This is a genomic window from Furfurilactobacillus cerevisiae (assembly GCF_048961765.1).
Lineage (GTDB): Bacteria > Bacillota > Bacilli > Lactobacillales > Lactobacillaceae > Furfurilactobacillus > Furfurilactobacillus milii_A.
Genome location: NZ_CP185253.1, coordinates 1,916,359 through 1,942,346, shown reverse-complemented (window position 1 = coordinate 1,942,346; position 25,988 = coordinate 1,916,359). Strand labels below are relative to the sequence as shown.

Annotated in this window: 30 protein-coding genes; 25 read left to right on the top strand and 5 right to left on the bottom strand. The window is 42.6% G+C overall.

What is annotated here, in order from left to right; genetic code table 11:
- The gene (gene dltD, locus ABUE36_RS09465) at window positions 1–1,275 is read left to right on the top strand and encodes a D-alanyl-lipoteichoic acid biosynthesis protein DltD (RefSeq protein WP_421016651.1); all 1,275 of its coding nucleotides are present in this window, start codon (window positions 1–3) and stop codon (window positions 1,273–1,275) included.
- Window positions 1,276–1,493: 218 nt separating this feature from the next.
- On the opposite strand, the gene ABUE36_RS09460 is transcribed toward dltD, so the two are convergent.
- Window positions 1,494–2,003, bottom strand: coding sequence for a DUF2507 domain-containing protein (locus ABUE36_RS09460; protein WP_161000877.1), 510 nt, complete (start codon window positions 2,001–2,003; stop codon window positions 1,494–1,496).
- A gap of 192 nt (window positions 2,004–2,195) precedes the next feature.
- Between ABUE36_RS09460 and racE the strand changes: the two genes are divergently transcribed.
- The 7 genes from racE (at window position 2,196) to ABUE36_RS09425 (ending at window position 6,556) form a co-directional block, all read left to right on the top strand.
- Window positions 2,196–3,020, top strand: coding sequence for a glutamate racemase (racE, locus tag ABUE36_RS09455; RefSeq protein ID WP_161000878.1), 825 nt, complete (start codon window positions 2,196–2,198; stop codon window positions 3,018–3,020).
- A 61-nt stretch (window positions 3,021–3,081) separates the two neighbouring features.
- Complete coding sequence (locus tag ABUE36_RS09450) at window positions 3,082–3,684, top strand: XTP/dITP diphosphatase (protein WP_421016650.1); 603 nt, start codon at window positions 3,082–3,084, stop codon at window positions 3,682–3,684.
- Window positions 3,684–4,208 (top strand): metallophosphoesterase, encoded by a 525-nt coding sequence (locus tag ABUE36_RS09445; RefSeq protein ID WP_161000880.1) that lies wholly within the window; start codon window positions 3,684–3,686, stop codon window positions 4,206–4,208. Before ABUE36_RS09450 ends, ABUE36_RS09445 begins: the two co-directional genes overlap by 1 nt.
- Before the next feature lie 2 nt (window positions 4,209–4,210).
- Window positions 4,211–5,065, top strand: a complete 855-nt coding sequence (locus tag ABUE36_RS09440) for an aldo/keto reductase (protein ID WP_161000881.1) — start codon at window positions 4,211–4,213, stop codon at window positions 5,063–5,065.
- Between the two features lie 93 nt (window positions 5,066–5,158).
- Window positions 5,159–5,572 (top strand): DUF948 domain-containing protein, encoded by a 414-nt coding sequence (locus ABUE36_RS09435; protein WP_161000882.1) that lies wholly within the window; start codon window positions 5,159–5,161, stop codon window positions 5,570–5,572.
- 20 nt (window positions 5,573–5,592) lie between these two features.
- The gene (locus tag ABUE36_RS09430; RefSeq protein WP_161000883.1) at window positions 5,593–6,198 is read left to right on the top strand and encodes a hypothetical protein; all 606 of its coding nucleotides are present in this window, start codon (window positions 5,593–5,595) and stop codon (window positions 6,196–6,198) included.
- 133 nt (window positions 6,199–6,331) lie between these two features.
- Window positions 6,332–6,556 carry a hypothetical protein gene (locus tag ABUE36_RS09425; RefSeq protein WP_161000884.1) on the top strand — a complete coding sequence of 75 codons (225 nt, stop codon included), beginning with the start codon at window positions 6,332–6,334 and terminating at the stop codon, window positions 6,554–6,556.
- A gap of 123 nt (window positions 6,557–6,679) precedes the next feature.
- On the opposite strand, the gene ABUE36_RS09420 is transcribed toward ABUE36_RS09425, so the two are convergent.
- Window positions 6,680–7,786, bottom strand: coding sequence for a M24 family metallopeptidase (locus ABUE36_RS09420; protein WP_161000885.1), 1,107 nt, complete (start codon window positions 7,784–7,786; stop codon window positions 6,680–6,682).
- Window positions 7,787–7,995: 209 nt separating this feature from the next.
- Here ABUE36_RS09420 and ccpA point away from each other — a divergent pair, with 209 nt between their 5' ends.
- Window positions 7,996–8,997, top strand: a complete 1,002-nt coding sequence (ccpA, locus tag ABUE36_RS09415) for a catabolite control protein A (RefSeq protein ID WP_161000886.1) — start codon at window positions 7,996–7,998, stop codon at window positions 8,995–8,997.
- A 38-nt stretch (window positions 8,998–9,035) separates the two neighbouring features.
- Here the strand turns inward: ccpA and ABUE36_RS09410 are convergent, their stop codons facing one another.
- Entirely contained in the window at window positions 9,036–9,491 is a 456-nt protein-coding gene (locus tag ABUE36_RS09410; RefSeq protein WP_161000887.1) for a hypothetical protein, read from the bottom strand.
- Window positions 9,492–9,627: 136 nt separating this feature from the next.
- On the opposite strand from ABUE36_RS09410, the gene ABUE36_RS09405 reads away from it, so the two are divergent.
- The 7 genes from ABUE36_RS09405 to ABUE36_RS09375 all read left to right on the top strand — a co-directional run bounded on the left by ABUE36_RS09405 (window position 9,628) and on the right by ABUE36_RS09375 (window position 15,690).
- Window positions 9,628–10,704: a S66 family peptidase gene (locus ABUE36_RS09405; protein ID WP_421016649.1), complete on the top strand. Its 1,077-nt coding sequence runs from the start codon at window positions 9,628–9,630 to the stop codon at window positions 10,702–10,704.
- A 126-nt stretch (window positions 10,705–10,830) separates the two neighbouring features.
- A complete protein-coding gene (locus ABUE36_RS09400) occupies window positions 10,831–11,574 on the top strand; it encodes a YebC/PmpR family DNA-binding transcriptional regulator (RefSeq protein ID WP_161000889.1) in 744 nt (247 codons plus the stop codon).
- Between the two features lie 140 nt (window positions 11,575–11,714).
- Window positions 11,715–12,713, top strand: a complete 999-nt coding sequence (gene comGA, locus ABUE36_RS09395; RefSeq protein ID WP_421016648.1) for a competence type IV pilus ATPase ComGA — start codon at window positions 11,715–11,717, stop codon at window positions 12,711–12,713.
- A 64-nt stretch (window positions 12,714–12,777) separates the two neighbouring features.
- Window positions 12,778–13,719 carry a type II secretion system F family protein gene (locus ABUE36_RS09390; RefSeq protein WP_421016647.1) on the top strand — a complete coding sequence of 314 codons (942 nt, stop codon included), beginning with the start codon at window positions 12,778–12,780 and terminating at the stop codon, window positions 13,717–13,719.
- Window positions 13,719–14,066, top strand: coding sequence for a competence type IV pilus major pilin ComGC (gene comGC, locus ABUE36_RS09385; RefSeq protein WP_186337556.1), 348 nt, complete (start codon window positions 13,719–13,721; stop codon window positions 14,064–14,066). The genes ABUE36_RS09390 and comGC overlap by 1 nt, the downstream gene beginning before the upstream one ends.
- On the top strand, window positions 14,053–14,481 hold the full coding sequence (locus ABUE36_RS09380) for a pilus assembly FimT family protein (RefSeq protein WP_161000893.1): 429 nt from the start codon (window positions 14,053–14,055) through the stop codon (window positions 14,479–14,481). Before comGC ends, ABUE36_RS09380 begins: the two co-directional genes overlap by 14 nt.
- A gap of 279 nt (window positions 14,482–14,760) precedes the next feature.
- Window positions 14,761–15,690 carry an IS30-like element ISLpl1 family transposase gene (locus tag ABUE36_RS09375; protein ID WP_096109805.1) on the top strand — a complete coding sequence of 310 codons (930 nt, stop codon included), beginning with the start codon at window positions 14,761–14,763 and terminating at the stop codon, window positions 15,688–15,690.
- A 30-nt stretch (window positions 15,691–15,720) separates the two neighbouring features.
- Here ABUE36_RS09375 and ABUE36_RS09370 read toward each other — a convergent pair whose 3' ends face one another.
- Entirely contained in the window at window positions 15,721–16,650 is a 930-nt protein-coding gene (locus ABUE36_RS09370) for an IS30 family transposase (protein WP_216769602.1), read from the bottom strand.
- A 393-nt stretch (window positions 16,651–17,043) separates the two neighbouring features.
- Here ABUE36_RS09370 and ABUE36_RS09365 point away from each other — a divergent pair, with 393 nt between their 5' ends.
- From ABUE36_RS09365 to ABUE36_RS09335, 7 genes are all read left to right on the top strand, one after another.
- Window positions 17,044–18,054 carry a class I SAM-dependent methyltransferase gene (locus ABUE36_RS09365; RefSeq protein WP_162855584.1) on the top strand — a complete coding sequence of 337 codons (1,011 nt, stop codon included), beginning with the start codon at window positions 17,044–17,046 and terminating at the stop codon, window positions 18,052–18,054.
- A 46-nt stretch (window positions 18,055–18,100) separates the two neighbouring features.
- Window positions 18,101–19,285 (top strand): acetate/propionate family kinase, encoded by a 1,185-nt coding sequence (locus tag ABUE36_RS09360; protein WP_161000896.1) that lies wholly within the window; start codon window positions 18,101–18,103, stop codon window positions 19,283–19,285.
- Window positions 19,286–19,517: 232 nt separating this feature from the next.
- Window positions 19,518–20,909: an amino acid permease gene (locus ABUE36_RS09355; RefSeq protein ID WP_421016646.1), complete on the top strand. Its 1,392-nt coding sequence runs from the start codon at window positions 19,518–19,520 to the stop codon at window positions 20,907–20,909.
- A 169-nt stretch (window positions 20,910–21,078) separates the two neighbouring features.
- Complete coding sequence (locus ABUE36_RS09350; RefSeq protein WP_161000898.1) at window positions 21,079–21,690, top strand: metallophosphoesterase; 612 nt, start codon at window positions 21,079–21,081, stop codon at window positions 21,688–21,690.
- Between the two features lie 50 nt (window positions 21,691–21,740).
- Window positions 21,741–22,460, top strand: a complete 720-nt coding sequence (locus tag ABUE36_RS09345) for a YutD-like domain-containing protein (protein ID WP_161000899.1) — start codon at window positions 21,741–21,743, stop codon at window positions 22,458–22,460.
- Window positions 22,461–22,475: 15 nt separating this feature from the next.
- Window positions 22,476–23,264 carry a TIGR01457 family HAD-type hydrolase gene (locus ABUE36_RS09340; protein WP_161000909.1) on the top strand — a complete coding sequence of 263 codons (789 nt, stop codon included), beginning with the start codon at window positions 22,476–22,478 and terminating at the stop codon, window positions 23,262–23,264.
- Window positions 23,246–23,911: a TIGR01906 family membrane protein gene (locus tag ABUE36_RS09335; protein WP_421016645.1), complete on the top strand. Its 666-nt coding sequence runs from the start codon at window positions 23,246–23,248 to the stop codon at window positions 23,909–23,911. Before ABUE36_RS09340 ends, ABUE36_RS09335 begins: the two co-directional genes overlap by 19 nt.
- A gap of 66 nt (window positions 23,912–23,977) precedes the next feature.
- On the opposite strand, the gene ABUE36_RS09330 is transcribed toward ABUE36_RS09335, so the two are convergent.
- Window positions 23,978–24,619, bottom strand: a complete 642-nt coding sequence (locus ABUE36_RS09330) for a VTT domain-containing protein (RefSeq protein ID WP_161004329.1) — start codon at window positions 24,617–24,619, stop codon at window positions 23,978–23,980.
- Window positions 24,620–24,977: 358 nt separating this feature from the next.
- On the opposite strand from ABUE36_RS09330, the gene ABUE36_RS09325 reads away from it, so the two are divergent.
- Window positions 24,978–25,562 carry a peptidylprolyl isomerase gene (locus ABUE36_RS09325; protein ID WP_162855578.1) on the top strand — a complete coding sequence of 195 codons (585 nt, stop codon included), beginning with the start codon at window positions 24,978–24,980 and terminating at the stop codon, window positions 25,560–25,562.
- Window positions 25,563–25,585: 23 nt separating this feature from the next.
- The gene (locus tag ABUE36_RS09320) at window positions 25,586–25,966 is read left to right on the top strand and encodes a CvfD/Ygs/GSP13 family RNA-binding post-transcriptional regulator (RefSeq protein WP_161000902.1); all 381 of its coding nucleotides are present in this window, start codon (window positions 25,586–25,588) and stop codon (window positions 25,964–25,966) included.
- Window positions 25,967–25,988 lie beyond the last annotated feature (22 nt).

Genomic DNA, 25,988 nt, shown 5'->3' with positions numbered 1-25,988 from the left:
ATGAATTCCTCGAAACGACTTTGGTTGATTATCGGCCCGGTCATTACGGCATTCATCATTTTACTTTTGCTATTACTTTCGCCAATTAACTTTGCTCACAACTCGGCGGAAACGGAGCGTCGTGCGGCGGTTTCATTAGCACCACAAGTTTTTAAGGGCCGTCAGATTAAAAAGCAGGCGTTGGCTGGTAAGTACGTGCCATTTTTTGGCTCTAGTGAGCTGTCACGGATGGATCCATTGCATCCATCTGTTTTGGCGCAAAAGTATCACCGTAATTACCGTCCGTTTTTGCTCGGTGCGGCCGGTACACAATCGTTAACACAGTATTATTCGATGCAAACGATTGACACTCAGATGAAAAATAAAAAAGCAGTGTTTATTATTTCTCCTCAGTGGTTTGTGCCACAGGGTGCCCGTCCGGATGCTTTTGGATTCTACTATTCCAAGCTTCAGACCGTCGATTGGCTCCAACAAATTCAGAATACGAAAATGAATCGGTATGCAGCCCAAAGATTGTTAGAGATGCCTTCCGGTCATTCAGACCATGCAATTGCTCAAATGTTACGTAAAGTGGCTAAGGGCAAGCCGTTATCAAATTACAATCGTCTTCAATTATCCGTTAGTGCTTTGATTTTATCTCATGAAGATCAACTTTTCTCCGATTATCGTTTAGAGCATAACTTGAGTAAGATTGATAAAGGCGTCAAGCAATTGCCAGATTCCCAAAGTTATGCTGCACTCGACAAAACGGCAACCACGTTGGGTAAAGAGAACACAACCAATAATTCACTGGGTATCAAGAATAGTTTTTACAGTAATCGTTTACGTGGTCATGTTGCAGAGCTAAAGGGTGAACAGGCTAAGTTTGATTACCGAAAATCTCCTGAATACAGTGATTTTGAGCTGGTACTGAATCAGTTCGCACAAACGCATACGGATGTCCTGTTCATCTTGCCACCAATCAATGAGCGGTGGGCCAAATATACGGGACTGAATCGTGAGATGATCGACCAAACGAACAATAAGATCAAGCAGCAATTGTCCTCACAAGGCTTCAATAATGTGCTGGATTTGAGCCAGGATGGCGGTCAACCATACTTTATGGAAGACACGATTCACTTAGGCTGGCGTGGTTGGGTTGCTGTGGATGAGGGTGTTCGTCCATTCATGGCTAACAAACAGGCTAAACCGAAGTATCACATCAATACACGTTACTACTCAAAAGACTGGCAACAGTTGGATCCAACAGCACAAAATTTGACCAGCTTTAAGTAGTTAGGGTTTTGTGTGAGTAATGCGCATTTTGATGTTTTAAAAGTATTTTTAGACTAAAGTAATTAGTCGTAAAAAAACACTTCAGTCCATAATGGATTTGAAGTGTTTTTTCGTACATAGATGCCAGCTGACATCGTTTTTGAATTATTAAATCATAAAAAAGTAATCTTAAATCATGGGCAATAGAGGCACATGTGGCAGGCACTTTGAGTTCACAGTTATTTTGACTGTTCCGCGTTAGTGGTATTTTCACTATTGATCTTTAAGCTCGGTACTCTGGCAGCAACTTCACCGACGATGTTTTTTGGATCACTCTGAATGATAAACGTCACATGGTCTTTATGAATTTCATCAACGGTGCCTTCAGTGGCAGCACCAGTAATGATCTCGATTTCTTGGGCGAGAAAACCGGCCTCAAAGTCGAAACTTGCTTCCGGATAGGCAGCTAACCGATGACTGACTGCTGGACCGTTTAGTTCAAAACGTTGTTGTTTGCGACCACCGTGGGTTTGAACCAGCCGACCAAAATTAAGTTGTGTGAACAAAGTGGTAATGGCCTGTTCTTCTGAAAGAGGATTTTGACGCGCCATTTGGCGACCAATCCAATAAAGAATGGTGAGCTGATCACTCCCCAGAATAGCGGGAAGCACTTCATCGCGTATGAAGCCAGCGCCGAGTGCAGACACTGCGGGCTGTTGTAAAAGTTTATTATAGGTTGATTGGTCCATGACTGGTCTCCTTAAAATACATAATTACCTTAATTATAGCCTTGCGGCGGCAAACTTTCATCCGTCAAAAAAGACTGGACAGAAGTTTTCAGACTGCATGCTTGAAAAAGACCACAGAAAGCGTCATGCTATAGTTTCAAGTTTTTTAGAGAACGGCAAAAGGTACGAAAACATAAAGGGGCGTTTGTCATTATGGTTGAAATGGATAAAACTCGGTTGCGGGCAGATTTGCCAATTGGCTTTTTAGATTCTGGTGTCGGCGGTTTAACGGTGGTTAAGCAAGCGTTACGTCAATTGCCCAACGAGACGATCCGCTTTATTGGTGATCAAGCTCGATTGCCTTATGGGCCACGACCCGCTGAACAGGTTGTCGATTTTACTTGGCAGATGGTTCATTTTCTGGAAAAGCAAGGCATTAAAATGCTGGTCATTGCTTGCAATACCGCAACCGCTGCCGCACTACCAGATCTGCAAAAGAAAATGACGATTCCCGTTATTGGTGTGATTAATCCAGGTTCCAAGGCGGCCATCAAGGCTTCCAAAAACGGCCATATTGGGGTTATTGCGACAGAGGGAACAGTCAAGAGTGGTTCCTATGCACGTGCGATTCATGCGCAGAATGCTACGGTTGATGTGCAGAGTGTTGCCTGCCCGAAGTTTGTCACACTTGTTGAAAGCAATGAATACCAGGCACCGATTGCAAAACAAATCGTGGCACAGGGGCTACAACCATTTGCAAATAGCAAAATCGACACGCTCGTCATGGGGTGTACGCATTATCCGTTGTTACGGCCGCTGATTCAAAACGTCATGGGGAGTAATGTAACCTTGATTGACTCCGGAGCAGAAACTGTCAACGTGGTGGCTCAGTTGCTTGATGTTTACCACATGGCCGCTAAGGAAAAGGTTGGCGAAGATCACTACTTTACCACTGGTTCGCCAGCAATGTTCAAAACGATCGCGATGCAGTGGCTTGAATTATCGGGAATGAATGTGGATAAAGCGGTCATTGATTGAAATTTTTACTGAAAATGGTCATTATTAAGGGTGTAAGACAATAACAAGGTGGAGGCTAGTTATGGCAGATACAATTGTAATTGCAACTCAAAATGAAGGTAAGGCTGCGGAATACCGCAAACGGTTTGCAACACTGGGAATTAAAGTACTAACGCTCAAGGATTTTCCTAGTGTGACTATGCCGCCAGAAAATGGTAGTTCGTTTGCTGAAAACGCTCAAATTAAGGCGGACGCGCTGGCAAAGACGGTCGAATTGCCGATTATTGCGGACGATTCTGGTCTCCAGGTCGATGCGCTAAATGGTGAACCTGGTATCCGCTCAGCTCGTTATGCTGGCAACCACGATGATGAGGCAAACAACCGTAAGCTTTTGGCAGCCATGGACAAGGTGCCTGATGATGAACGCACGGCTAATTTTCACACGACGATTGTGGCCGTTAAGCCAAATGGTAAACGGTTGTTTGTTAGTGGAGATGTGCGTGGCACAATTCTACGTGAGGCGCGTGGTAAAGATGGGTTTGGCTATGACCCACTATTTTACGTGGCTTCAAAGAAAAAGACCTTTGCTCAGATGAATATGGATGAAAAAAACGAGATTAGTCATCGTGGCAAAGCAATGGATTCACTGATGGCACAATTTCCAATTTGGTGGCGTGAAGACTGATGAAATTACTAGTGGTAAGTGACAGTCATGGTGATCGAGACATTTTGGTAACCCTTGCTGATCAATTTAAAGGCCAAGTGGATGCTTATTTTCACTGTGGTGATTCTGAATTGCCTGCGGACGATCCGTTATGGGAAACTTATCATGTGGTCGGCGGGAATATGGATTTTGATGCTTCATATCCTGTTTCACAGACGGTTGCCGTGGATGACAAACGGATTTTCTTGACCCATGGTCACCGTTACGGAATCAAACAAGATTTAACGCGACTGGCTCTGGCCGCACGGGAAGCAAAGGCAAACTTTGCTTTTTTTGGACACTCGCATGAATTGGGCGTGGTTGAAACGTCTGGGATTATTTTCTTGAATCCTGGCAGTATTAGTCAGCCACGTGGTCAATATGCCAGTCTAGGCGGCACGTTTGCACTCGTCACGTCGACTGGTGATCAAACGACGATTGAGTTTTGCACGCGAGATGGACGTACCGTTCCAGAATTAACTGTTACTTATGGAGGAAAAGGCTAAGCATGGTAGCAAAAACATTTAAGTTTGATGACGAATTAGAAGTTAATCGACTGGGGTACGGCACGATGCAGTTGCCAGGAAAGGGCGTTTGGGGACCAAATGCGGATCCTAAGGCTGCGGTTGATGTGATGGATGCTGTTCTTAACAGTGATGTTAATTTCATTGATACGGCCGATGCTTATGGGCCATTGTTTGCTAATGACTATGTTAGGCAAGCTTTGCAGGATTATGAAGGTGCCCATAAAATGATTGCCACCAAGGTTGGCTTTACCAGGCAAGGACCAGATGTTTGGACGCCGCTTGGCAATCCCGATTATCTCCGCCAACAAGTTGAAATAAATCTTTTTTCATTGGGATTAGATAGTCTTGATTTGATTCAGTTGCATCGAATTGATCCGCACTATCCATTAGCTGACCAAGTCGGCGTGCTGGCCGATATGAAAAAAGAGGGTAAGGTTAAACATATTGGGTTAAGTCAGGTCACGATTGATGATATTGAAGCAGCTCAAAAGATTACGCCGATTGCATCAGTTCAGAATCGCTATAATTTAACGGATAGACATGATGAAGACGTCTTGAACTACGCTGATCAGCATCATATCGCTTTTATTCCGTGGTATCCATTGGCAACGGGGCATCTTGCCACCGCCACTGGTCCATTGGCCGATATTGCGAAGGCACATCGCGCAACGCCGGCACAAATAGCATTGGCATGGCTATTACATCGTTCAGAAGTGATTCTACCAATTCCTGGGACTAGCAATGTCAATCACTTCTTTAGCAACACCGCTGCTTCGAGAATTGCATTATCGGCTGAAGAAATGACTCAGCTCACAAACTTGAGTGACGCAGAATAATGATTGACGAATGAAAACGGTTTTGTGCGTTTGCGGTTTATGGTATGCTGATGCTAAGTACATGATTCATTATGAAAAGTTGGAGGAAAAATTATGACAGGTGGCGTAATTGCAGCAATTGCATTCTTGATTTTGGCAATCTTTATTAGCATTTTTCTGATGGTATTATTGCGGACATTTCACGAAGTTAACCAGAGTGTCGCGGTTATCCGCAGTTCTGTGGATGTTTTGTCCAAGCAGGTAGAAGACATTCTTGGTAATGCAAACGAACTGTTAGATGATGTGAACCACAAGGTTGCAACAGTGGATCCAGTCTTTCAGGCTGCTGCTGATTTAGGTGAAAGTGTCTCAGACTTAAATAACGCAACACGTGATCTGACCACACGGGTTACCAGCACTGGTAAAAACGCAGGCAAGGTGGGCGTTGCTACTAAGGCTGCCAACTCTGTTTATAAGATGTATCGAAACCATCAAACAAAAAAGCAGTCTCGAACAACGAATAAATAACGTGAAAGAAGGACGACAAAATGGCTAAAGGTTTTTGGTTAGGACTAGTGTTAGGCGGTGCCGCAGCTTATGCTGGGTATCGTTCGTTATCACAGGAACAACGCGATAAATTACGTGAAGAAGCAACAGAACGCTATCAGGCGGTCCGTGACCGGGCTGTTGATTATGCATTTTACGCTGCCGACGCAGTGGACGATGCCAAAGAATCATTGAAAGACTACACGGAATCGGCTAATGAATCAGCACATGATTTTGCCGGTTCATTAGGTGATCGTGGGGCTTCATTCCGTGACCGTTTCCGTCAGAAGCATGACGACTTTGATGATGAGACGGCTTCATTGCGGGACGAACTGAACGGTGTTAATGACGAAGATGATGATGACGATAGCGACGACATTGTGATTACAGCTGATAGTAAATTAACTTCGGAAGCTTCTGCGGCTGAGGCCAGTGCACAATCAGCTACAGACAAAGTTGCTAGTGCCGCAAAGTCCACGGCTAGCTCCGCTAAGTCACTCGCCAGCGCTGCGCAAAGCAAGGCAAGCCAAACAGGCTCAGCTGCTAAGTCAGCTACTTCAACAGCAAAAAGTGCTGCTGACAGCGCCAGTGATAAAACCAAAAAATAACTAGTGTTGATATTTAATCAAAAATGCTTCAGTTCACGCCAACGTGAATTGAAGCATTTTTGTTGAGCTGATTGTTTTGTATTAGCGATATGAGTAATTGTATAATAAGAAAAAGATTAACGGAGGTGCTAATATGAAGCCATCGTTTTATCCAACACATTATGTTAGTAGCATTGTTGTATTGGCCTGGCTCATTGTAATGGCGGTTAATCGTGCTATGGCGGGTAATCTCAGTTTAATGGGCAGTTTGTTGTTGCTATTTGGTGTGGCAGTGCTACTTGTCCTTATTATCGTTAACCTTGTTAATCTATTTAAATGGCGACGCAAGTCCTGGCATCCTGGTCCAAGACTTTATTAATGAGGCACGGTGAGTCTAATACGTTGAGAGAAAAAGCCACTGATAATTCCGGATAACGTTTCGGAATTATCAGTGGCTTTTAGAAACCTAAATTTTAACAACAAGTGTGATGCGCTTGCTAGATTAACCGACGTAAGTTAAGTCTTTGCTAGTGTGAGTGAATGGTTCACATCCATCGGCGGTAATGTGGACACAATCTTCAATCCGAACACCAGCGACGTCGGGAATGTAAATTCCAGGTTCAATTGAGAAGCACATGCCTTCCTTCAGCACCAGATCATTGCCTTCCATGATGCTTGGAAATTCATGCTCAGATTGCCCCATACCGTGACCGAGACGGTGAATAAAGTATTCTCCGTAGCCAGCTTTACTGATAATATCACGCGCAACCTTGTCTAACTGGGCGGCGGTAATACCTGGTTTGGCGGCGTCCATGGCAGCCAACTGGGCCTCTAAACAAACTTTGTAGATATCTGCTTGTTTGTCTGACAGTTTGCCAAGAGCGACAGTTCGTGAGGCATCTGAGATATAGCCTTCGTGAACAGTTCCTAAATCAAACAGAATGAGTTCGTTATTTTCAATTTTGTTGGCACCAGTTGCACCGTGTGGTTCAGCGGCATGTGCACCAGCTTGGATTAGGGTATCAAAACTCATGTTCATCACGCCGCGCTTCATTAACGCGTATTGTAATTCAGCAGCGACACGTTGTTCAGGGACGCCGGCAGCAACAGCCTTAAAGCCAATTTCAAAAGCGTAGTCAGCTTCAGCACCAGCAGCGTTAAGCAACTCAATCTCATGTGGTGTTTTGATGACGCGCAAGTTAGCAATGTAATCTGTAGCGTCCAAGTCAAACATTGCGTCAGGGAACTGTTCGTGCATTTTATTGAATCGCTCAATGGTTAAGTTACCCATTTCAATGGCCCATTTAGCAGGTGAAGAAGTGCGGGCCTTAATTTGGTCGGCAATCATTGCATAGGCATTTTCGTGATCTAAGTAACCGTACACACCGTATGGCCAGCCAGTGTCCTTGACGGCCTCAACTTCCAAAGCAGGACAGAATAAGAAAGGATCAGCATCTGGAAAAACGAACAGGGCCAGTACCCGTTCGATAGGGTCTGATCCGAATCCTGTTAAATACTGAATTGTTTGAAAGTTGCTAAAGTAGCCAAGATCCATTCCTTGTTTACCAATCCATTGCTGGACTTGCTTGAGTTGTGAATAATCTGCCATAACTTCGCCTCATTTTTCATATTAATTTGTAAAATCAAATGTAAAACCAGTATATCACACCAGTGGCTTCTGACTTGCAGACCACAAAGGTTTGATTTATATTAAAAGTAAGCGGTTTCATGATTGCTTTCATTTTAATGCTCTGTTATATTTAACAGGTTATGAAAACCGATGAAAACAAATTAAATTAGTAATGAAAGGGTATAACAATGGATAAACAAACAGTCACGATTTATGATGTTGCCCGTGAAGCAGCAGTTTCAATGGCTACGGTTTCACGGGTTGTTAATGGCAATCCCAATGTTAAACCAGCTACACGGCAGAAAGTTTTGGATGTGATTGATCAGCTTGATTATCGTCCAAATGCGGTTGCACGTGGTTTGGCTTCTAAAAAGACAACAACGATCGGGGTTATCATCCCAGATTTAACAAATTCGTACTTTTCTGAATTAGCACGAGGAATTGATGACGTTGCTTTGATGTACAAGTACAACATTATTTTGGCTTCCTCCGATGAAAACCATGATAAAGAATTACAAGTTGTGGATAACTTGACCGCTAAGCAGGTGGATGGGATTATTTTCATGGGTAACCAAGTAAGCAAAGATTTGCGTGATGCCTTTAACCGGGCAAATGCACCAATCGTATTTGCTGGATCAGTTGATCCTGAACACCAGTCACCATCCGTCAATATTGACTATGTTGCTGCAGTAACTGACGCTGTTGCAAAGCTGGTTAGTCGTGGTAACAGACGCATTGCGTTTGTAACGGGATCAATGGATGAAAGTATCAACAAGGATTACCGTTTGAAGGGTTATAAGCAGGCTTTGAGTAGCAAACGAATTGGCTATGATGAAGGCTTGGTTTTCCAAACAGATTATTCGTATAAGGCAGGGTATGCATTGGCTAAGGCATTGCAAGATGTTAAGGCAACTGCTGCATTCGTTGGTGACGATGAATTAGCTGCAGGAGTATTAAACGGTCTGACCGACGCGGGCGTTAACGTGCCTGAAGATTTTGAAATCATCACAAGCAACGATACGCGCTTTACAGAGATCTCTCGCCCAACGATGAGCTCGATTACGCAACCGCTTTATGATATCGGTGCTGTATCCATGCGCTTGTTAACTAAATTGATGAACAATGAAGAAATTGGCGATAAGACGGTTGTTCTACCTTATGGTTTGAAGAAGCGTCAATCAACTAAGTAATGGTATAAAAATAGAGCTCGCGCTTTTTTGCGCAAGCTCTATTTTTGTTTTTTAGGCGATCGATTTCGTTTAATTGTGAAGTCAAAGGTAGCCAATTGGGACATTTGATCAGCTAGTGATTGCTGAATTGTTTTAGCCATGTCATCAGTCTGCTCACTGAGAAATTGGTTAATCGCCTGCTCGTAATGATTATGAACTGCTTCATTACGAGCGTGCCAGTTAATTTTCTCAAAGGCAGGTAAAACTTGCTGATTGATTGGTAATATACCCAAAGTAAGCCAAACGGCTAGAATAGGGTAACCTGCGTAACCTTGCCAATATGTGGCATTGTCGTTACTACTGAACGTTTGTGCATCATCACTGCTAATAACCGTGTAATGCTGAGCGTTATCACTAGATGTTATTTGCCAGTGGGTTTCATCAAGTTGTTGGACACGTTGATCTGCAATGGCCGAATAGGCTTCATATAATTTCGCAATTGGTGGTTGTTTCATGATGGGCTTCCCTTCTTTCATTACATTGTACGTCATTTGTCTATATTATGTGGCTTATGAAAACTTGTGAAACTCATGTTAATCGATTCAGCAAAGGTTCATAATGATGCTATTCTAAAACAAGGTGGTGGGCCAAATGATTAAACCGGCTCGATTAAAACGTGGTGATCATATCGCTGTCGTCAGTTTATCTGGTGGCGGACTCGGCGAGGCAGATTTCCATCATGAATTAGTCTTAGGAGAACGCAGATTGCGCGAACTTGGTCTAGAACCCGTGTACATGAGACATACGTTAAAGGGGACTCAGTTTCTTCGTAACCATCCTGAGGAACGGGCGGCAGATCTTAAACAGGCGTTTTTTGATGGCTCAATTCAGGGAATTATGTCTGCCATTGGCGGGGATGACACATATCGATTATTACCTTTCCTCTGTGAAGATGAAGCGTTTATTCGGCAAGTGAGGACACATCCCAAAGTCTTTTTAGGATTTTCCGATACGACAATCAATCATTTAATGTTTTATGAAATGGGATTAGCAACATTTTATGGACCGAGTTTTCTGGCGGATTTTGCCGAATTAGGCCCGGAAATGTTGCCATATACCAAACATGAATTTGAACGTGTTTTTAAAAATCCAGTCATTTCGAAGATAAATAGCAGTGATCGCTGGTATGACAGTCGTCAGGATTTTTCGGCTACCTCAGTTGGCATTTCTTTGACAGAACATGTGGAAAAACGCGGTTACATAGTCCTTAGGGGACACGGCGTCATTCGGGGTCGACTTTTGGGTGGCTGTTTGGATAGTTTTTATGATTTATTGACCGAAACGCGGTATGTCGGTGACTCATTAGTGGCCGCAAAATATCAAATTATCCCGCAGGCTACTGATTGGCAGAACAAAATTTTATTTATCGAGACAAGTGAGGAAAAGCCCAAGCCGTCCCTTTATGAAAAAATGCTTTTGAAGCTTGACCAAGTTGGCATTTTAAAGGCAGTAAAGGGAATTTTGGTTGGTAAACCACAAGACGAAGCGTATTTTGAAGATTATCAAAAACTAATTATTGCCGCTACTGCTGAGTATCAAACACCCATTTTGTTCAATATGAACTTTGGTCACGCCTATCCACGTACAGTGTTACCATATGGGGCTTTAGCTAGTATTGACTTAGATGCCGCTACAGTGACGATTGAGGAACCGTATTTCAGCAGATAAAAATAAGTATCAGCCCGAGACCGGTGATTATCTGGCTAAACGATTGAACCGACCGCGGCCCAGTGGTATAGTATATAAGGTTATTTTTGCTCAAAAATCATACTAACTATCAAAGGAGTGCTGAACATGTCAGGACATTCAAAATGGCATAATATTCAGGGCCGTAAAAACGCCCAGGATTCCAAGCGTGGAAAAATTTTCCAAAAAATATCACGTGACTTATACCAAGCCGCAAAAACTGGTGGTGCCGACCCTGACGGAAACGCACAACTACGGTTAGTCATGGAAAAAGCACGTGCTGCTAACATGCCTAAAGACGTTGTTAAACGTGCCTTGGACAAAGCGACTGGCGCTGGTGGTCAAAAGTTTGAAGAAATCACTTACGAAGGTTACGGCCCTGGTGGTACTGCCATCATGGTTGCTGCTTTGACAGATAATAAAAACCGAACTGCTTCGGCAATTCGTTCTGCCTTCACTCATCATGGTGGTGCATTAGGGGCCTCAGGCTCTGTGGCATTCATGTTTAACCGCCGTGGGTACATTGTAATCCTACGTGACGGTTTGGATGCTGATGAGGATACCATGTTAATGGACGCACTGGATGCCGGTGCTGACGACATGAATACGACTGATGATGCATTTGAAATTTACACGGATCCAACACAATTGGCCGCAGTTCGTGATGCCCTACAAGAAAAGGGCTTTGATTTGGATACTGCCGAAATTACAATGATTCCGGAAAATGTAACCAAGGTTCCAAGTGACAAGGCTAAACAATACGTCAATTTGATTGATGAATTGAGTGACAATGACGACGTTTCAGATGTCTATGAAGCAGCTGAAGTTGCGGACGAGGATCTTGCTGAATAGGCGCTTTCAAAACTTGAATTAAATAGTGCAAGCTAAGACATGATTCTTTTTGAATCATGTCTTTTTTTGTCCTTTTTTTGACAGCGGCAAACAACGGGGTCACTTTTTGCGTATGTAAAGGGTATGAAAGGAGTGATGAGATGCAACCAGCAGAAAAATTGAGGCATACACTGACTCAGGCAATTGCTAAACATGCAAGTGATGTGTATTTTTTTCCAAAGTTTCAGGGTTACGAGATTGTCTGCCATACGGTCACCGGAATTGAAAAAATGGGGGAGTTGAGTTGTGAGCAAGCAGAACAACTTATTGCATACGTTAAGTATGAGGCGAATATGTCAATTAGTGAACGCAGGCGCCCACAACTGGGAGCACTACACGTTCGAGTTGATAAGGTGCAAGTTCACCTGAGACTTTCGACGGTCGGGGATTTTCAAGACCGTGAGTCGATGGTGATCCGAATTATTTATGCTTTGGCGGAGGTGAGTCATGCAGTTCGGCAAAATAAACAGTGGCCAGCAATTCGTGGACTCACAAATTCGGCCGGACTAGTTGTCCTTAGTGGTCCGATGGGCTCTGGAAAAACAACCACAATCTATCAATTAGCACATGAACGGCAAACGGACTCAGTAGTGCTGTCAATTGAGGACCCGGTAGAAATCGAAGAGCCCGATTTTTTGCAATTACAAGTGAACGAACTTGCTGGCATGACCTATGATGCACTTTTGAAGTTAGCGCTACGACATCGACCAGATGTTTTTATTATTGGTGAAATTCGGGATGAGCAAACGGCACGGGTAGCAATCAAGGCGGCTTTGAGTGGCCATTTAGTGTTATCGACAGTCCACGCTCAAAGTGCACTTGGCGTCGTTGGCCGGTTAACACAGTTGGGCATTGCCAAAAACGACTTAGAACAGGCAATTGCAGGAGTATGTTATCAACGATTGTTACCGGGGCGGCAACAGCCGGTGACAATATACGACTGGTTAACACGTGAAGAATTATTTAGTGAAGCCAGCCCATTTTTCAATGGTCAACAAAAGAAAACACAAATGACAAGGAGGTGGCATGATGCGCTCAGAGAAGCAGTTGACGACGGTTCGGTGGCCCCTGAGGTGGCTCAAAGATATCAGGCTGGCTAGTTGGGGCAATCGTGGAGCATTACGGCAACTGTCAGGACCACAGACTGCACAATTATTCAGTCTAATGGCTGACGTATTAACCGCAGGGTTTTCATTGCGTGAAGGATTAAATTTTGCACGAGTGATGCTGCCCAAAATGCATCAAACAATCGCAGACATTCAGCATCGACTGGCCCAGGGGATTCAGTTTGCTGAGGCAATGCGTCCGTTTGTTTCTGTAGACTGCTTTTATCAAATAAAAATTGCTGAAGAAAATGGCGAATTGATTTCAGTTTTGACGAATCTGGGTAATTTTTTGGCTGTTAAGGTTCGCCAACAACAAAAAATTCGTGCAGTATTGCGTTATCCACTGGGTATTCTGATTTGTTTAGGCCTGTTAATTGTGGCCGTCAAACAGTTATTGCTACCAGAATTATCTGGTCTGGGTGCAAAACAGTTATTGATTCCTAGCATCGGCTGGCCGTTAAAAGCGTGTTTAATAGTTTTTATCACTGGCATCATCATTGTGGGATGGCGTTTTTGCCATCAGTCGAGGTTACGCCAATTACAAGTGTCATGTAAATTGCCCATCGTTGGACCACTTTTGAAAATGTATTGGCATTACTATTTATCACTTGATTTGAGTCTGCTATTAAATAGTGGCATGCAGTCACATGATGTTATGAAATTATTGCAAACGTATGAAGCAAAGTCGTTATTGCGCCAGTTGGCTGATCAATTAAATGATCATTTGATGGAAGGAGCTAAATTGGACACTTTTGTTGATCGTTACCGTTTTATACCGGCAACGTTTAAAGTTTTTTTCAACAAAGGCTTGAGTAATCGTGAAATTGCTAAAGATCTAAAAGTAGACGCTCAGCTAACTTACCACCGTTTATTTAACCGGATAGAAGGCTTGATTGGGCTGATTCAGCCATTACTATTTGGTGTCATCGGGTTAGGCATCGTCGGTGTCTATCTCAGTATTCTGTTGCCGCTTTACCACACAATAGGAGGATTATCATAATGATAAAAAAATTGAAAAGCTATGCTCAAAAAATGCGGGTTAAACAACGGCAGGCCTTTACGTTAATTGAAATGGCCATTGTTCTATTTATTATTTCACTCTTGATTCTGATCATCGTGCCGAACTTAACGGCATCTCGTCGGAATGCTACTAAAACCCATGGGGAAGCCATGACACAGGTAGTTCAAACGCAAGTAGATCTTTATCAGAATGATAATGGTGATAAGGACGTGACCTTTGATGAACTTCAAACGGGAAATTATCTCACGGGTAAACAAGTTTCGAAGGCCAAAGATGAGGGTATTGAAATTCACAATAATGTGGCAGCTGTGGATGTTAAAAAATAGGTCGGCATTTACATTGGTTGAAAGTTTGTTAGTCCTTGCAGTTACGACAGCAATTCTAGGAATTGGCGTGCAAACGTTTAAAGTGACTCGTGAGCGCCAGGCTGAGGCTCAGTTTTTCGAAACACTAGTGAGTCTATTTGAACGGGCCAAAATGCATACGATGTTGGGACGCCTAGTTACAGAAATTAACATCGATGATCGAAAAGTTGTTTACAAGGAAACTTATCATCAACCACAAACAATTAAAATGCCGGCAACCTTATCTGTGACAAAGACATCACCTAAAATCTTGATCATCAAGGATGAGATGATTGCGCCAAGAAGAATTGTGTTAACGTCCTCACTAGGCGAAGAGTACGCGATTAAACCACAACTGGGATGGGGGATTATTCACATTGAAAAGCTCAAACGTTAGTCAACGAGCTGGATTTGTTATGGTTGAGGCGATGTTGGCTTTAGCGCTAGCGCTCAGTGCTTGTACGCTAGTAATGGGGGTCACACAACAAATGAACACTCGACTAACTTTCGAACGACAGCGTACAAAGAAGGCGCGTTTACGCTACGAAAAAACAAGTCGACAGTTAGGTGAGGTTATAGTAGATTGTAAAATTAATCCGAACGCTGTTCGGACAAAAAAGATCAGCTTCCTTTAAAATGGTGTTTACAACAAACCCATCTTTTAGGAGCTGATCTTTTGTCTAGTATAACCTATTCCGAACGAATTAAAATCGAAACCTTTTGTGAACTAGGGCTGTCCAATATCCAAATGGGCGTTCGGCTGAACCGATCACCGTCAACAATTTCTTATGAATTATCTCGATGTCAACCTTATCAGGCTGAATTAGCACAAACAGATGCCGAATACAAGCGATCACGATGTGGTCGGAAAACTAAGCTGAGCGATGAGTTAAAGCAAACAATTCTCAACCATTTACATCTAAGCTGGTCACCAGGAATGATTGCTCACGAATTTAAACTAGCGACTAAATCTATTTATAATTGGCTAAATCAGGGGAGAATTGGTTTCTCCTTGAATGATCTACCTGAACATGGCGTACGCCAACGGCGTAACGTTGACCAACGATCCAAATATAATCAATCTTTGGGGCGATCGATTGAACAGCGTCCCATGATGATTAATCAACGTAATCGCATCGGTGATTTTGAACTAGATACCGTCGTTGGCCCTCGTGGGCATAGTAAGGCAGTTTTATTAACTTTAATCGATCGCAAATCACGGTTCCTTTGGGCATATCGGTTAAAGGACCGAACGACAGCGAGTGTTAATGAAGCACTGACTAAGTTCCTAACAACTTTTAATGGACCGGTGCACAGTTTTACTGTGGACCGTGGTACTGAGTTTAGTGGGCTAGTATCATTTGAATCACAATATGGTATTAAGACCTATTACTGTCATGCTTATACGCCAGCTGAACGTGGTAGTAATGAACGCTTTAATCGGAATTTACGTTATTTTTATCCTAAGGGGACTCGTTTTGAGCACATTAGTGCTCAAGATTTAACGACGACGTTACTCCAAATTAACCAGAGACCGCTTAAAATACTTGACTGGAAAACACCGTATCAGGTTATGCTGACCAATTTGTCCAAAAATTCGGATTAAATTTGCAATCTACCTTGGTAGATTGCAAATTTAATCCGAATTTTTTGACAAATTAGTCAGCATCACTTGGTAAGGTGTTTGCCAGTTAAGTACTTTAAGGGGGCGTTGGTTAATTTCGAGTAACGTCGTTGTTAAATCTTGAGCACTAATGTGCTCAAAACAAGTCCCCTTAGGGTAAAAATAACGTAAGTTCCGATTGAATCGTTCATTACTGCCGCGTTCAGCGGGCGTGTAAGCATGGCAGTAATAGGTCTGAATACCGTATTGTGGTTCAAATGACACTAGATTGCTAAACTCCGTTCCACGATCGACAGTAAAGGTGTGTACCGGTCCCTTAAAAGTTGTTAGAAACATAGTTAGGGCTTCATTAACAGTCGCCGCTGTCCGATCTTTTAATCGGTAAGCCCAAAGAAAACGTGATTTGCGATCAATTAGCGTTAATAAAGCAGCCTTGCTATGTCCACGAGGGCCAACCACTGTATCTATTTCAAAATCACCGATGCGGTTACGTTGGTTAATCACAATTGGTCGTTGTTCAATTGAACGCCCTAATGATTGATTATATTTAGAACGTTGGTCAAGGTTACGCCGTTGGCGTAGCCCATGTTCAGGTAGTTCACTCAAGGAGAATTCAATTTTCCCCTGATATAGCCAATTATAAATAGATTTAGTGGCTAGTTTAAGCTCATGCGCAATCACTTCCGGTGACCAGCTTAGACGTAAATGGTTTAGAATGGTTTGCTTTAATTTGGCATTCAGTTTAGTTTTTCGGCCACAATGCGCCCGTTTATATTCAGCGTTGGCCTGTGCTAATTCAGCTTGATAAGGTTGACAACGAGATAATTCATAAGAAATCGTAGACGGAGATCGTTTTAACCGCTCAGCCATTTGGATATTGGTCAGTCCTAGCTCACAAAAGGTTTCAATTTTAATTCGTTCAGAATAGGTTATACTAGACAAAAGATCAGCTCCTAAAAAATGGGTTTGTGGTAAACACCATTTTAAAGGAAGCTGATCTTTTTTGTCCGAACAGCGTTCGGATTAATTTTACAATCTACCATACCCAAAGAAATGAACGAAAATATTGGCAGATTCAAACAATCGTGAACGAAGTCAGTCTGATGCAGGCAAGGCATTCCCAGCAAATCAGCTTTTCTTTTCCTGAAGGGAAAGCCACGTTAAAAAATTCACAAATAAAAATAATTTTAACGAGTGGAGAAACCGCGTCCTATCAAGTTTGGGAGCGGAAACATAACTTGAAATAACTGGCATAAATCGGTATCCTTAACAAGGACATCGATTTTTGTTTTTGATGTAATTAAAAAAGAGAAATTTTTAAAGAGGTGAGTAACGCTGTCACAAGAACAGGCACAAACACTTTATCAAACACTTGATCAAGCGATTGGGATTTTACAGACACAGCTGGAAACGAGTTATTTAGACGCCTTTATTGAAGTGGGTGACGATCTTATTGACGGCGGTCAGGTCAGAGTTGAGAATGGTCGGCCTGATACGGAAGCGGTCGAAAAGTTAACAGCTTTGTATCGTCAGATTAAGTTAAATCAACTAGATGAAGAAACTATCCGACGTGGTCTACAATTGGTCCTGTTGAAGGATGTTGAGACCGATGCAATTGATGCTAATCATCAGCTAACACCGGATACCATTGGTTTTTTGGTTGCATATTTAGCCAGTCGCGTTATTCACCGCGACCAGTTAAATCTGTTGGATCTTACAGTGGGTACAAGCAATTTACTGACGACGGTTATTAATCAACTAGCTGAGTCAAACTCGGTAAAAATCAACAGTTTTGGTGTTGATAACGATGATTCTATGCTCGCGGCGGCCAATGTTGTCGGCACCTTGCAGAAACACGATATTCAATTGTTTCATCAGGATGCGTTAGATCCATTAGTGATGCCTAAGGCAGACCTAGTGGTGAGTGACTTACCGGTGGGGTATTACCCATTGGATGAACACGCCAAACAGTTTAAAACGGCAGCCCAATCCGGACATTCGTATGTGCATCATTTACTTCTTGAACAAGCTGTTAATCAGTTGACACCCGGTGGCTGGGGAATTTTCCTTGTTCCTAGCGAACTATTCACATCTGTTGAGGCCAAGGGGCTGGTTGAGTGGATTCAAACGGAGGCGCACCTTCAGGGACTGCTCAACTTGCCGACAGAATTATTTATTAATAAAGCGGCTCGCAAGGCTATTTTGATGCTTCAGAAAAAGGGCGGCAATGCAAAGCAAGCCGGTCAGGTTCTATTGGGTGAATTCCCATCATTTAAGGATTCAAACGCTGTCCGTCAGTTCACCAATCAAATTGATAACTGGGTTGCAGCAAATATTCAAAAATAGTTTCGTTTCATAAATTTGATAAGTAACTAAAAGGAGAATCGCGCACATGGCAAAAACAATCGCAGTTAACGCAGGTAGTTCAACTTTAAAGTTCCAACTTTTCGACATGCCTTCGGAAGAGGTTATTGCAAAGGGGCTGGTGGACCGAATCGGTTTAGCAGAAGGATCATTTACAATTGACTATGGTGATGGTCAACACTTTAAAATTGAACAACCCTTTAAAGATCACAAGGTCGCCATCAACGTTTTGTTGAAGGAACTTATTGATCTGAAGGTTATCGGCAGCTTTGATGAAATTACTGGTGTTGGACACCGTGTCGTTGCTGGTGGTGAATTCTTCAAGGACTCAGTTGTGATTGATGATGATGTCTTAGCAAAGATTGATGAGTTAGCTGAATATGCACCATTGCATAATCCTGCCAATGCAACAGGCATCCGTGCTTTCCGTGAAGTTTTGCCAAACGCAACTGCAGTCGCCGTATTTGATACGTCATTCCACAGCACAATGCCTGAAGAAAACTATTTGTACTCTATTCCTTACGAATACTACGAAAAGTTTGGTGCCCGTCGCTATGGTGCACACGGTACAAGTCATCGCTATGTTTCCGCTCGGGCTGCTGAAATTCTGGGTAAACCACTGTCAGATTTAAAAGTCATTACGTTGCATTTAGGAGCAGGCGCCTCAATTGACGCGATTAAAAATGGTGAATCGATTGATACGTCCATGGGCTTTACGCCACTTGCAGGAATTACAATGGCAACTCGTTCAGGGGATGTGGATCCTTCGCTGGTTACGTTCCTTCAACAAAAGTTGGGAATTACTAACCCTGAAGCGATGATTGACATTTTGAACAAGAAGTCTGGTTTGCTTGGTATTTCCGGTACGTCCGGCGATATGCGTGATCTACAAACAAGTGACGATCACCGGGCTCAATTGGCCATCAAGATTTTTGTTAACCGCATTGTGAAGTACGTCGGCTCATACATTGCTGAAATGGGTGGTGTTGACGCGTTGGTATTTACTGCCGGAATCGGTGAAAACGCGAAGGCCATTCGTGCTGCAGTGGTTAATGCGTTTAATTACGCTGGCATCAAGATCGATGATGAACGTAATGACATTCATGGCAAAGAAGCGATTATTTCGACAGATGATTCAACGGCAAAGGTTCTATTGATTCCAACTGATGAGGAGTTAATGATTGCGCGTGACGTTGAAAGATTGAAGAAATAATTGAGCGAGATTAGTACGATTAACCGATATAGTTAAGATAAAGAGAGAGTTAGCTGGCATATTTTTTCGCTGTCGGTTAACTCTTTTTTATTGTCTGAAATATTGAGATGAATTATTTTCACCTTTCTTGTGAAATCGTTTCGTTTGTTCATTATGAAAAACGCTCGTATAATATAATTTATGAATTAGTGAGTGCTAATTTTAAACGGACATACGGAAAGTAGAGGATTCGATGGCAGAAAATCAAACGGATCAGCAAGAATTATCACGATCGTTAAAAAGTCGGCACGTACAACTTATCGCGCTAGGTGGAACGATTGGGACCGGGCTGTTTTTAGGAGCTGGGCAATCCATTCATTTGGCGGGACCAGCCATTATTTTAGTGTATATGTTGACCGGATTGATGTGTTTTTGGTTGATGCGTGCCTTAGGTGAGTTGCTCATGTCGGATTTGTCGCAACATTCATTTATCGACTTCATTGATCGCTACATAGGTAAACGCACTGGTTTTGTGGTTGGCTGGACCTACTGGGTATCATGGATCACAATTGCCATGGCAGAAATCACGGCTGCTGGATTGTACTTTCAGTTTTGGTTTCCAAAAGTACCACAGTGGTTACCAGGTTTTGTGATTCTAATTGTGTTGTTGTGTTTAAACCTAATCACTGTAGAGGCGTTTGGTGAGGCAGAATTTTGGTTTGCCATTATTAAAATTGTGGCGATTATTGCACTAATTGTTGGCGGGTTGGCGATGATCTTTCTTTCGATTAAAACGCCTGTTGGTCATGCTTCTTTTGGCAACTTGTTTCGTGATGGTGGGTTTTTCGCCAAGGGTGCGAAGGGCTTTGTTCTGTCATTTCAAATGGTTGTGTTTGCGTTTGTCGGAATTGAAATGGTGGGGATGACTGCGTCTGAAACGGCCAATCCACATGAAGTCATTCCAAAGGCAATCAATGAAATCCCCATGCGGGTTATCCTGTTCTATGTGGGTTCGTTGTTAGTTATCATGAGCATTTATCCGTGGTCTTACGTGTCACCATCTAGCAGTCCATTCGTTCAAGTCTTTCAAAACGTTGGAATTAAGTCTGCTGCTGGTATTATTAATTTTGTTGTGCTGACCGCGGCTGCATCCGCATGCAATAGTTCTTTGTTTACAACTGGCCGGATGCTTTACTCATTGACGTATGGTGGTAAGTCACGCTTTGCCAAACGGATGAGTAAGTTATCTTCACATCAAGTGCCAGCTCATGCATTACGTTTCTCAACTTTGATTATTGCCATCGCGGTAGTTTTGAATTTCTTATTTCCTGCTGGTGTATTTACCTTTATTTCCAGTGTTGCCACAACGTGTTTTATTCTCATTTGGGGGCTGATCATCGTTGCACACTTGAGATATCGGCAAGCAATGAAGGCACAACATCTTCCATTGGCTGATTTCAAAATGCCGTTTGCACCATTAACTGATTACCTGGTATTGATCTTTCTTGGTTTCGTAGCAGTTGTGATGTTATTTAAGACGGAAACATTGATTGCACTCATTGGCGCTGTAGCTTGGTTTATCTTTTTGTTTGTGGCTAAGTCAATTAGCATGAAGGCTGAGTCCGAAATGGCACAACATGATTGATGATTAAATGAATTTCTAAAGCCATTACCTTGCCGTTTGAACGGACAGATAATGGCTTTTGTTTTGTCATTTGATAATGAAGCGTTAAGCAGGGGCAGGCGGTCTCGACAAGGTGGTTCATGGTAACATGTGGTACAATAAATAGACGAAATTGACGGGAGGTTTGCAGATGCGGTATTTTACGTCGGACACACATTTTTATCATAAAGAGTTACTTGGGATGAACGACTTCGCTCCGCGACCTTTTTTGACCGTTGAAGACATGAACGAAACTATTATTAAAAATTGGAATTCTGTCGTTACAGATACGGATACGGTTTATCATTTAGGCGATATTGCGATGTACTTTACGAGGCCAGCTGTCACGTCACACATTGCGGTGAACGACATTTTGCATCGGTTGAATGGTCACATTGTGTTGATTAAGGGTAATCATGATAACCGTGCGTTGTTCAAATATTTGGCAGCGCATAATGAAACCATGACGGATGGCAAACCTAAGTTTGAATTTCATGATGTTGGCGCGTATTTAAAATATGATCACCGACAATATTATTTAACACACTACCCATTTTCCATGGGGATCGTTGGTAATATTATCAACTTGCATGGTCACATTCACCATTATGCTTTTCCGGCCAAGGAAAATATTAATGTTGGTGTTGATACGCCTGAAAAGAGCTATATTGATCACGAAATTCCATTTGGTCGACCATTTTCGTTTGCAGAAATCGAGCAAATGATTGCGGGCAAGGCGATTGATTATAAAAAACGTCATTAGTTGTTTGTAAAATATGATATGTAATTATTGTTGTAACAAAGGTTAGGAAGGTGATCGTTATCGATCGTGAACACATCCAAGAGCTTGCTCAGGAAGCTCAAGAAAAGCGAGCTGCGATGTTTACCATTGTTCGTGAAAACGAGCAACAATTCTTTATTAACGGGCATCCATACGAATTAGTGACTAATTTTCACGATGCGTTTGATGTGCATAAATTTGCTGAGCGATATAGTACTGTTTTGAGTAAGTATGATTTTTTGGTCGGGGACTGGGGATTTGATCAACTTCGGTTAAAGGGCTTTTATGCTGCTAAAAAACGCAATGTACCAGTGAGTCAAACGATAACGGCGCTACAAGATTATCTATATGAGTATTGTAATTTTGGCTGTGCCTATTTTGTGCTTCATAATTTAGACGTTGAAATTGAGCAACAAGATCGACCACAAAAGGAAGAACATCAACGTTCCCATCGTTCAAGACGGCGTCGAAGCAATGGTGGTCAGGAAACTAAAACGGCCCAAACAGCGCGGAAAAATGATAGCTCGACGAATCAGCGGAATCAAAAGCAGAACGGACAACAGCGTCACCAGTTTGAAACACATCATAAAAAAGAAACAGCTTACACGAAGGAACGTACGGTTAGTAAAACAACGCGGCCTACTGGTCATAGTGGACAGCAAGTTCAGTCTACGCAAAACAAACGACCTTCGCGGCGTCATTTTACAATTAGACAAAAATCGCATTCGCAGACTCAGAATAACGATAAATAGTGAGGATTTTGAATGATGAAGCGTTATTCAGGGTATTTTATTGATTTAGACGGCACCATCTACCAGGGAACCAAGGAAATTAAAACGGCCCAAACGTTTATGCAACGGCTGATTGATAGTGAGATTCCCTATTTGTTTGTAACAAACAATTCTACGCGTAGTCCTGAAGATGTCGCGGAAAATCTGCGCACACATCACCACATCGCCACGACGGCAGCACATGTGTACACGACTGCTTTAGCTACAGCGGACTATTTGCGTCGTTTGGCGGCGGATAAACCATTAACTGCCTATGTTATTGGGGAACGTGGACTTCAGGATGCATTGCGTAATGTTGGTTTTGCACTAGTTGCTGATGCATCGTTTGCACCAACGTTTACGGTCGTTGGACTTGATCGTGAGGTTACCTATGAAAAATTCGTACAGGCTGTGTTGGCTATTCAGCATGGCTCACAGTTCGTAGGGACTAATCTGGATACTAATATTCCAAATCAGCGGGGGATGTTGCCGGGCGCTGGAGCGGTTGTCGATTTTGTCCGTTATGCGACAGGAAAGAAGCCAATCACTATCGGTAAACCCGCTAAAATCATCATGAATGAGGCACTTAACAGGATTCAATTGCCACGAGAAGAGGTGCTGATGATTGGGGATAACTTGCATACAGATATTATGGCTGCAAAGAATGCCAACATGGACTCTCTACTGACACTGACGGGGCTAACTAAACAGGCGCCGGCGAATGATGCAGATATTGTTCCAACGTATGTGGTGTCAGATTTAACTGAATGGCGGTTAAACGGATGATCATTAAAAAAGTAAACCACTGGCTGCGCTATTTGTGCGGATGGTTTTTTATCTTAACAAGTTCAATTTTTCTGACAGTTCACGCTGTCTGGTTGTATCGCATCATGTTATCAACCACAACAATCTTGCATGATGTGAATTTGAATCGGCAAACGATGTTGAAAAATTATTATCAGTTACTCCATTACTTAGATTTTCCGTGGGTGGAGCGGTTGCATATGAGTAATTTTACTGATTCGGCGGGAGCGCTCAAACATTTTGCGGACGTAAAGACCTTATTGTTACTCAATAATGTCGTTCTGATTGTAACGGCGATTGTTACAGCATGGGGACTGTGGCGAATGTATCGGGAAAGCCGTTTATGGCAGTTGATTATTCCGATGCGGATTGCGTTGCCTGTTGCGCCTGTTGTCGCAGTGATTATGAGCTTGAATTTTGAAAGTTTTTTTATCACATTTCATAAACTGCTGTTTAGAAACGATGATTGGTTGTTTGATCCCAATCAGGATGCAATTATTAATGCGTTGCCAGCCAGTTTCTTTCTCGCCTGTTTCGCCTTGTTTTTTGTTCTAATTGAGACGTGGCTAATCGTTGGCATGCTAGTTGGTCAGCATAATTTAAGGCACGGACTAGTTTTGAAACACTAAAAAGCACGTCGCTTAGCACTGTGTGAAATCACAGTAAGCTAAGCGACGTGCTTTTATTTGGTGAAATTATGAAGCCTTAACCTTCCCACGAATATAACCCACTACGGCAGGAATCAACGAGATGATGATGATGCCTAAGACAACTGCGGAGAAGTGCGCTTTGACAAACGGAATGTTACCAAAGAAATATCCCCCAGCGGAGCATAGGGTTACCCATGAAATACAGCCGATCAGCGAAAAACGGATAAAGCGGCGGTATGGCATATTACTACCACCGGCGACAAATGGGGCGAAGGTTCGGATGATTGGCATAAACCGTGCCAGAATGATGGCCATCGCACCATGGGCATTGAAGAACGTTTCTGAACGTTCAAGCGCGTCTTTGCGAATCAGCTTGCCAAACAAAGAATGATTCGATAAGGCATGACCAACGCGCTGACCGATGATAAAGTTAAGTGAATCACCGGAGATACAAGCTATTAGGAATAAAATGACAAAGGTCCAAATATTTAGGTGATATAAGCTATTTGCTGCTAGTGCGCTAGCTGCAAAGACTAATGAGTCACCGGGCAAAAACGGTAGAATAACCGCACCGGTTTCAATAAAGATAATGGCAAACAGAATGAGGTACGTCCAGTTACCAAAGTTATTGACGAGTGAAACAAGATGCGCGTCAATATGTAAAACGAAATCAATTAGGGTCGACATAGGTAATCCTCTCTAATTTTCAAAAGTAAGTTTGTTAAGATGTCAAATGACAATGGGCTCACTATAGCAGAAATGAGTGGCAAACAAAATAGGCGATTAAGCGAATATATGGAAATTAACAAAAAGTTTCAAAATCACAATGGCAGACTGTCCTAATATTGTCATTGCAATCATAGTGGTGCTGGTTTCAATTACACATGATAAGGAAATATAGAAGAAGTAAGAACAAAAACAGTCACCAACAATTGCATGTCAGCAGCCGGTTGTTTACAATGATAAAGATTTGACATTCTTCAATGAGAATGTGAACAGGGAAATGCATATAAAAATAAAACAAGCTGTAATAAGGAGAATAAAAATGTATCCACAGATTGAAATTGGTGAGGCCAAGGGTCCACAAGTAACGTTGCACACGACGATGGGGGATATCAAATTCCAATTGTTTGAGGACCAGGCACCGAAAACAGTGGCAAATTTTGTTGGTCTTGCTAAAAATGGCTATTATGATGGTGTAAGTTTCCACCGTGTCATTGCTGATTTTATGATTCAAGGTGGCGATCCCACAGGAACTGGTGCCGGTGGTGAAAGTATCTATGGACAAACGTTTGAAGATGAATTTTCAGATAAATTGTTTAACTTTAGAGGCGCGTTATCGATGGCCAATGCTGGTCCAAATACAAACGGCAGTCAATTCTTCATTGTCCAGGCAAGTCGAGTTCCTGCAGATATGATCGGACAATTGAAGGATATGGGATTACCCGACGAAGTTATTGCCAAGTATGAGCAGGGTGGTACACCATGGCTTGATGGACATCATACTGTTTTCGGGCAAGTTATAGAAGGAATGAACGTTGTGGATGAGATGGCTAAGGTTTCAACTAACTATGAGGATCGTCCAGATACGCCAATTTTAATCAACAGTGTCTCCGTGAGCGAAGCGTAATAAGTTGCGGGGAGGCGCGGTTTATGAAGTACCAGATTGGTCAAACAGTGACTGGTGTGGTAACTGGGATTCAGCCGTATGGGGCTTTTATTAGTTTAGATGAAACTCATCAAGGGCTCATTCATATTTCAGAGACACATTATGGATTTGTACGTGATATCCATGACTATCTAAAAGTGGGGCAGTCGGTAAAGGCTAAAATACTTGATATAGATGAGTACTCGCAAAAGATCAGTCTGTCATTACGTTGTTTGGAAGAGGATCAAGAAGATGTACCAGCGGTCAACGCCCGTGATGTTCACAAGCGGTACTGGACAAATTATCATGTTCACACAGGGTTTCAACCAATTGCAGATGCAATGGATGGGTGGTTGGCGGAAGCCCGTCAACGGTTTTTGAAGTAATGCTAAGTTGTAAGAGGAGGAT

Excerpts from the sequence above, each read along its gene's own strand:
- dltD (WP_421016651.1), top strand. The coding sequence starts at position 1 with ATGAATTCCTCGAAACGACTTTGGTTGATTATCGGCCCGGTCATTACG.
- ABUE36_RS09460 (WP_161000877.1), bottom strand. The coding sequence starts at position 2,003 with ATGGACCAATCAACCTATAATAAACTTTTACAACAGCCCGCAGTGTCT.
- racE (WP_161000878.1), top strand. The coding sequence starts at position 2,196 with ATGGTTGAAATGGATAAAACTCGGTTGCGGGCAGATTTGCCAATTGGC.
- ABUE36_RS09450 (WP_421016650.1), top strand. The coding sequence starts at position 3,082 with ATGGCAGATACAATTGTAATTGCAACTCAAAATGAAGGTAAGGCTGCG.
- ABUE36_RS09445 (WP_161000880.1), top strand. The coding sequence starts at position 3,684 with ATGAAATTACTAGTGGTAAGTGACAGTCATGGTGATCGAGACATTTTG.
- ABUE36_RS09440 (WP_161000881.1), top strand. The coding sequence starts at position 4,211 with ATGGTAGCAAAAACATTTAAGTTTGATGACGAATTAGAAGTTAATCGA.
- ABUE36_RS09435 (WP_161000882.1), top strand. The coding sequence starts at position 5,159 with ATGACAGGTGGCGTAATTGCAGCAATTGCATTCTTGATTTTGGCAATC.
- ABUE36_RS09430 (WP_161000883.1), top strand. The coding sequence starts at position 5,593 with ATGGCTAAAGGTTTTTGGTTAGGACTAGTGTTAGGCGGTGCCGCAGCT.
- ABUE36_RS09425 (WP_161000884.1), top strand. The coding sequence starts at position 6,332 with ATGAAGCCATCGTTTTATCCAACACATTATGTTAGTAGCATTGTTGTA.
- ABUE36_RS09420 (WP_161000885.1), bottom strand. The coding sequence starts at position 7,786 with ATGGCAGATTATTCACAACTCAAGCAAGTCCAGCAATGGATTGGTAAA.
- ccpA (WP_161000886.1), top strand. The coding sequence starts at position 7,996 with ATGGATAAACAAACAGTCACGATTTATGATGTTGCCCGTGAAGCAGCA.
- ABUE36_RS09410 (WP_161000887.1), bottom strand. The coding sequence starts at position 9,491 with ATGAAACAACCACCAATTGCGAAATTATATGAAGCCTATTCGGCCATT.
- ABUE36_RS09405 (WP_421016649.1), top strand. The coding sequence starts at position 9,628 with ATGATTAAACCGGCTCGATTAAAACGTGGTGATCATATCGCTGTCGTC.
- ABUE36_RS09400 (WP_161000889.1), top strand. The coding sequence starts at position 10,831 with ATGTCAGGACATTCAAAATGGCATAATATTCAGGGCCGTAAAAACGCC.
- comGA (WP_421016648.1), top strand. The coding sequence starts at position 11,715 with ATGCAACCAGCAGAAAAATTGAGGCATACACTGACTCAGGCAATTGCT.
- ABUE36_RS09390 (WP_421016647.1), top strand. The coding sequence starts at position 12,778 with ATGGCTGACGTATTAACCGCAGGGTTTTCATTGCGTGAAGGATTAAAT.
- comGC (WP_186337556.1), top strand. The coding sequence starts at position 13,719 with ATGATAAAAAAATTGAAAAGCTATGCTCAAAAAATGCGGGTTAAACAA.
- ABUE36_RS09380 (WP_161000893.1), top strand. The coding sequence starts at position 14,053 with ATGTTAAAAAATAGGTCGGCATTTACATTGGTTGAAAGTTTGTTAGTC.
- ABUE36_RS09360 (WP_161000896.1), top strand. The coding sequence starts at position 18,101 with ATGGCAAAAACAATCGCAGTTAACGCAGGTAGTTCAACTTTAAAGTTC.
- ABUE36_RS09355 (WP_421016646.1), top strand. The coding sequence starts at position 19,518 with ATGGCAGAAAATCAAACGGATCAGCAAGAATTATCACGATCGTTAAAA.
- ABUE36_RS09350 (WP_161000898.1), top strand. The coding sequence starts at position 21,079 with ATGCGGTATTTTACGTCGGACACACATTTTTATCATAAAGAGTTACTT.
- ABUE36_RS09340 (WP_161000909.1), top strand. The coding sequence starts at position 22,476 with ATGAAGCGTTATTCAGGGTATTTTATTGATTTAGACGGCACCATCTAC.
- ABUE36_RS09335 (WP_421016645.1), top strand. The coding sequence starts at position 23,246 with ATGGCGGTTAAACGGATGATCATTAAAAAAGTAAACCACTGGCTGCGC.
- ABUE36_RS09330 (WP_161004329.1), bottom strand. The coding sequence starts at position 24,619 with ATGTCGACCCTAATTGATTTCGTTTTACATATTGACGCGCATCTTGTT.
- ABUE36_RS09325 (WP_162855578.1), top strand. The coding sequence starts at position 24,978 with ATGTATCCACAGATTGAAATTGGTGAGGCCAAGGGTCCACAAGTAACG.
- ABUE36_RS09320 (WP_161000902.1), top strand. The coding sequence starts at position 25,586 with ATGAAGTACCAGATTGGTCAAACAGTGACTGGTGTGGTAACTGGGATT.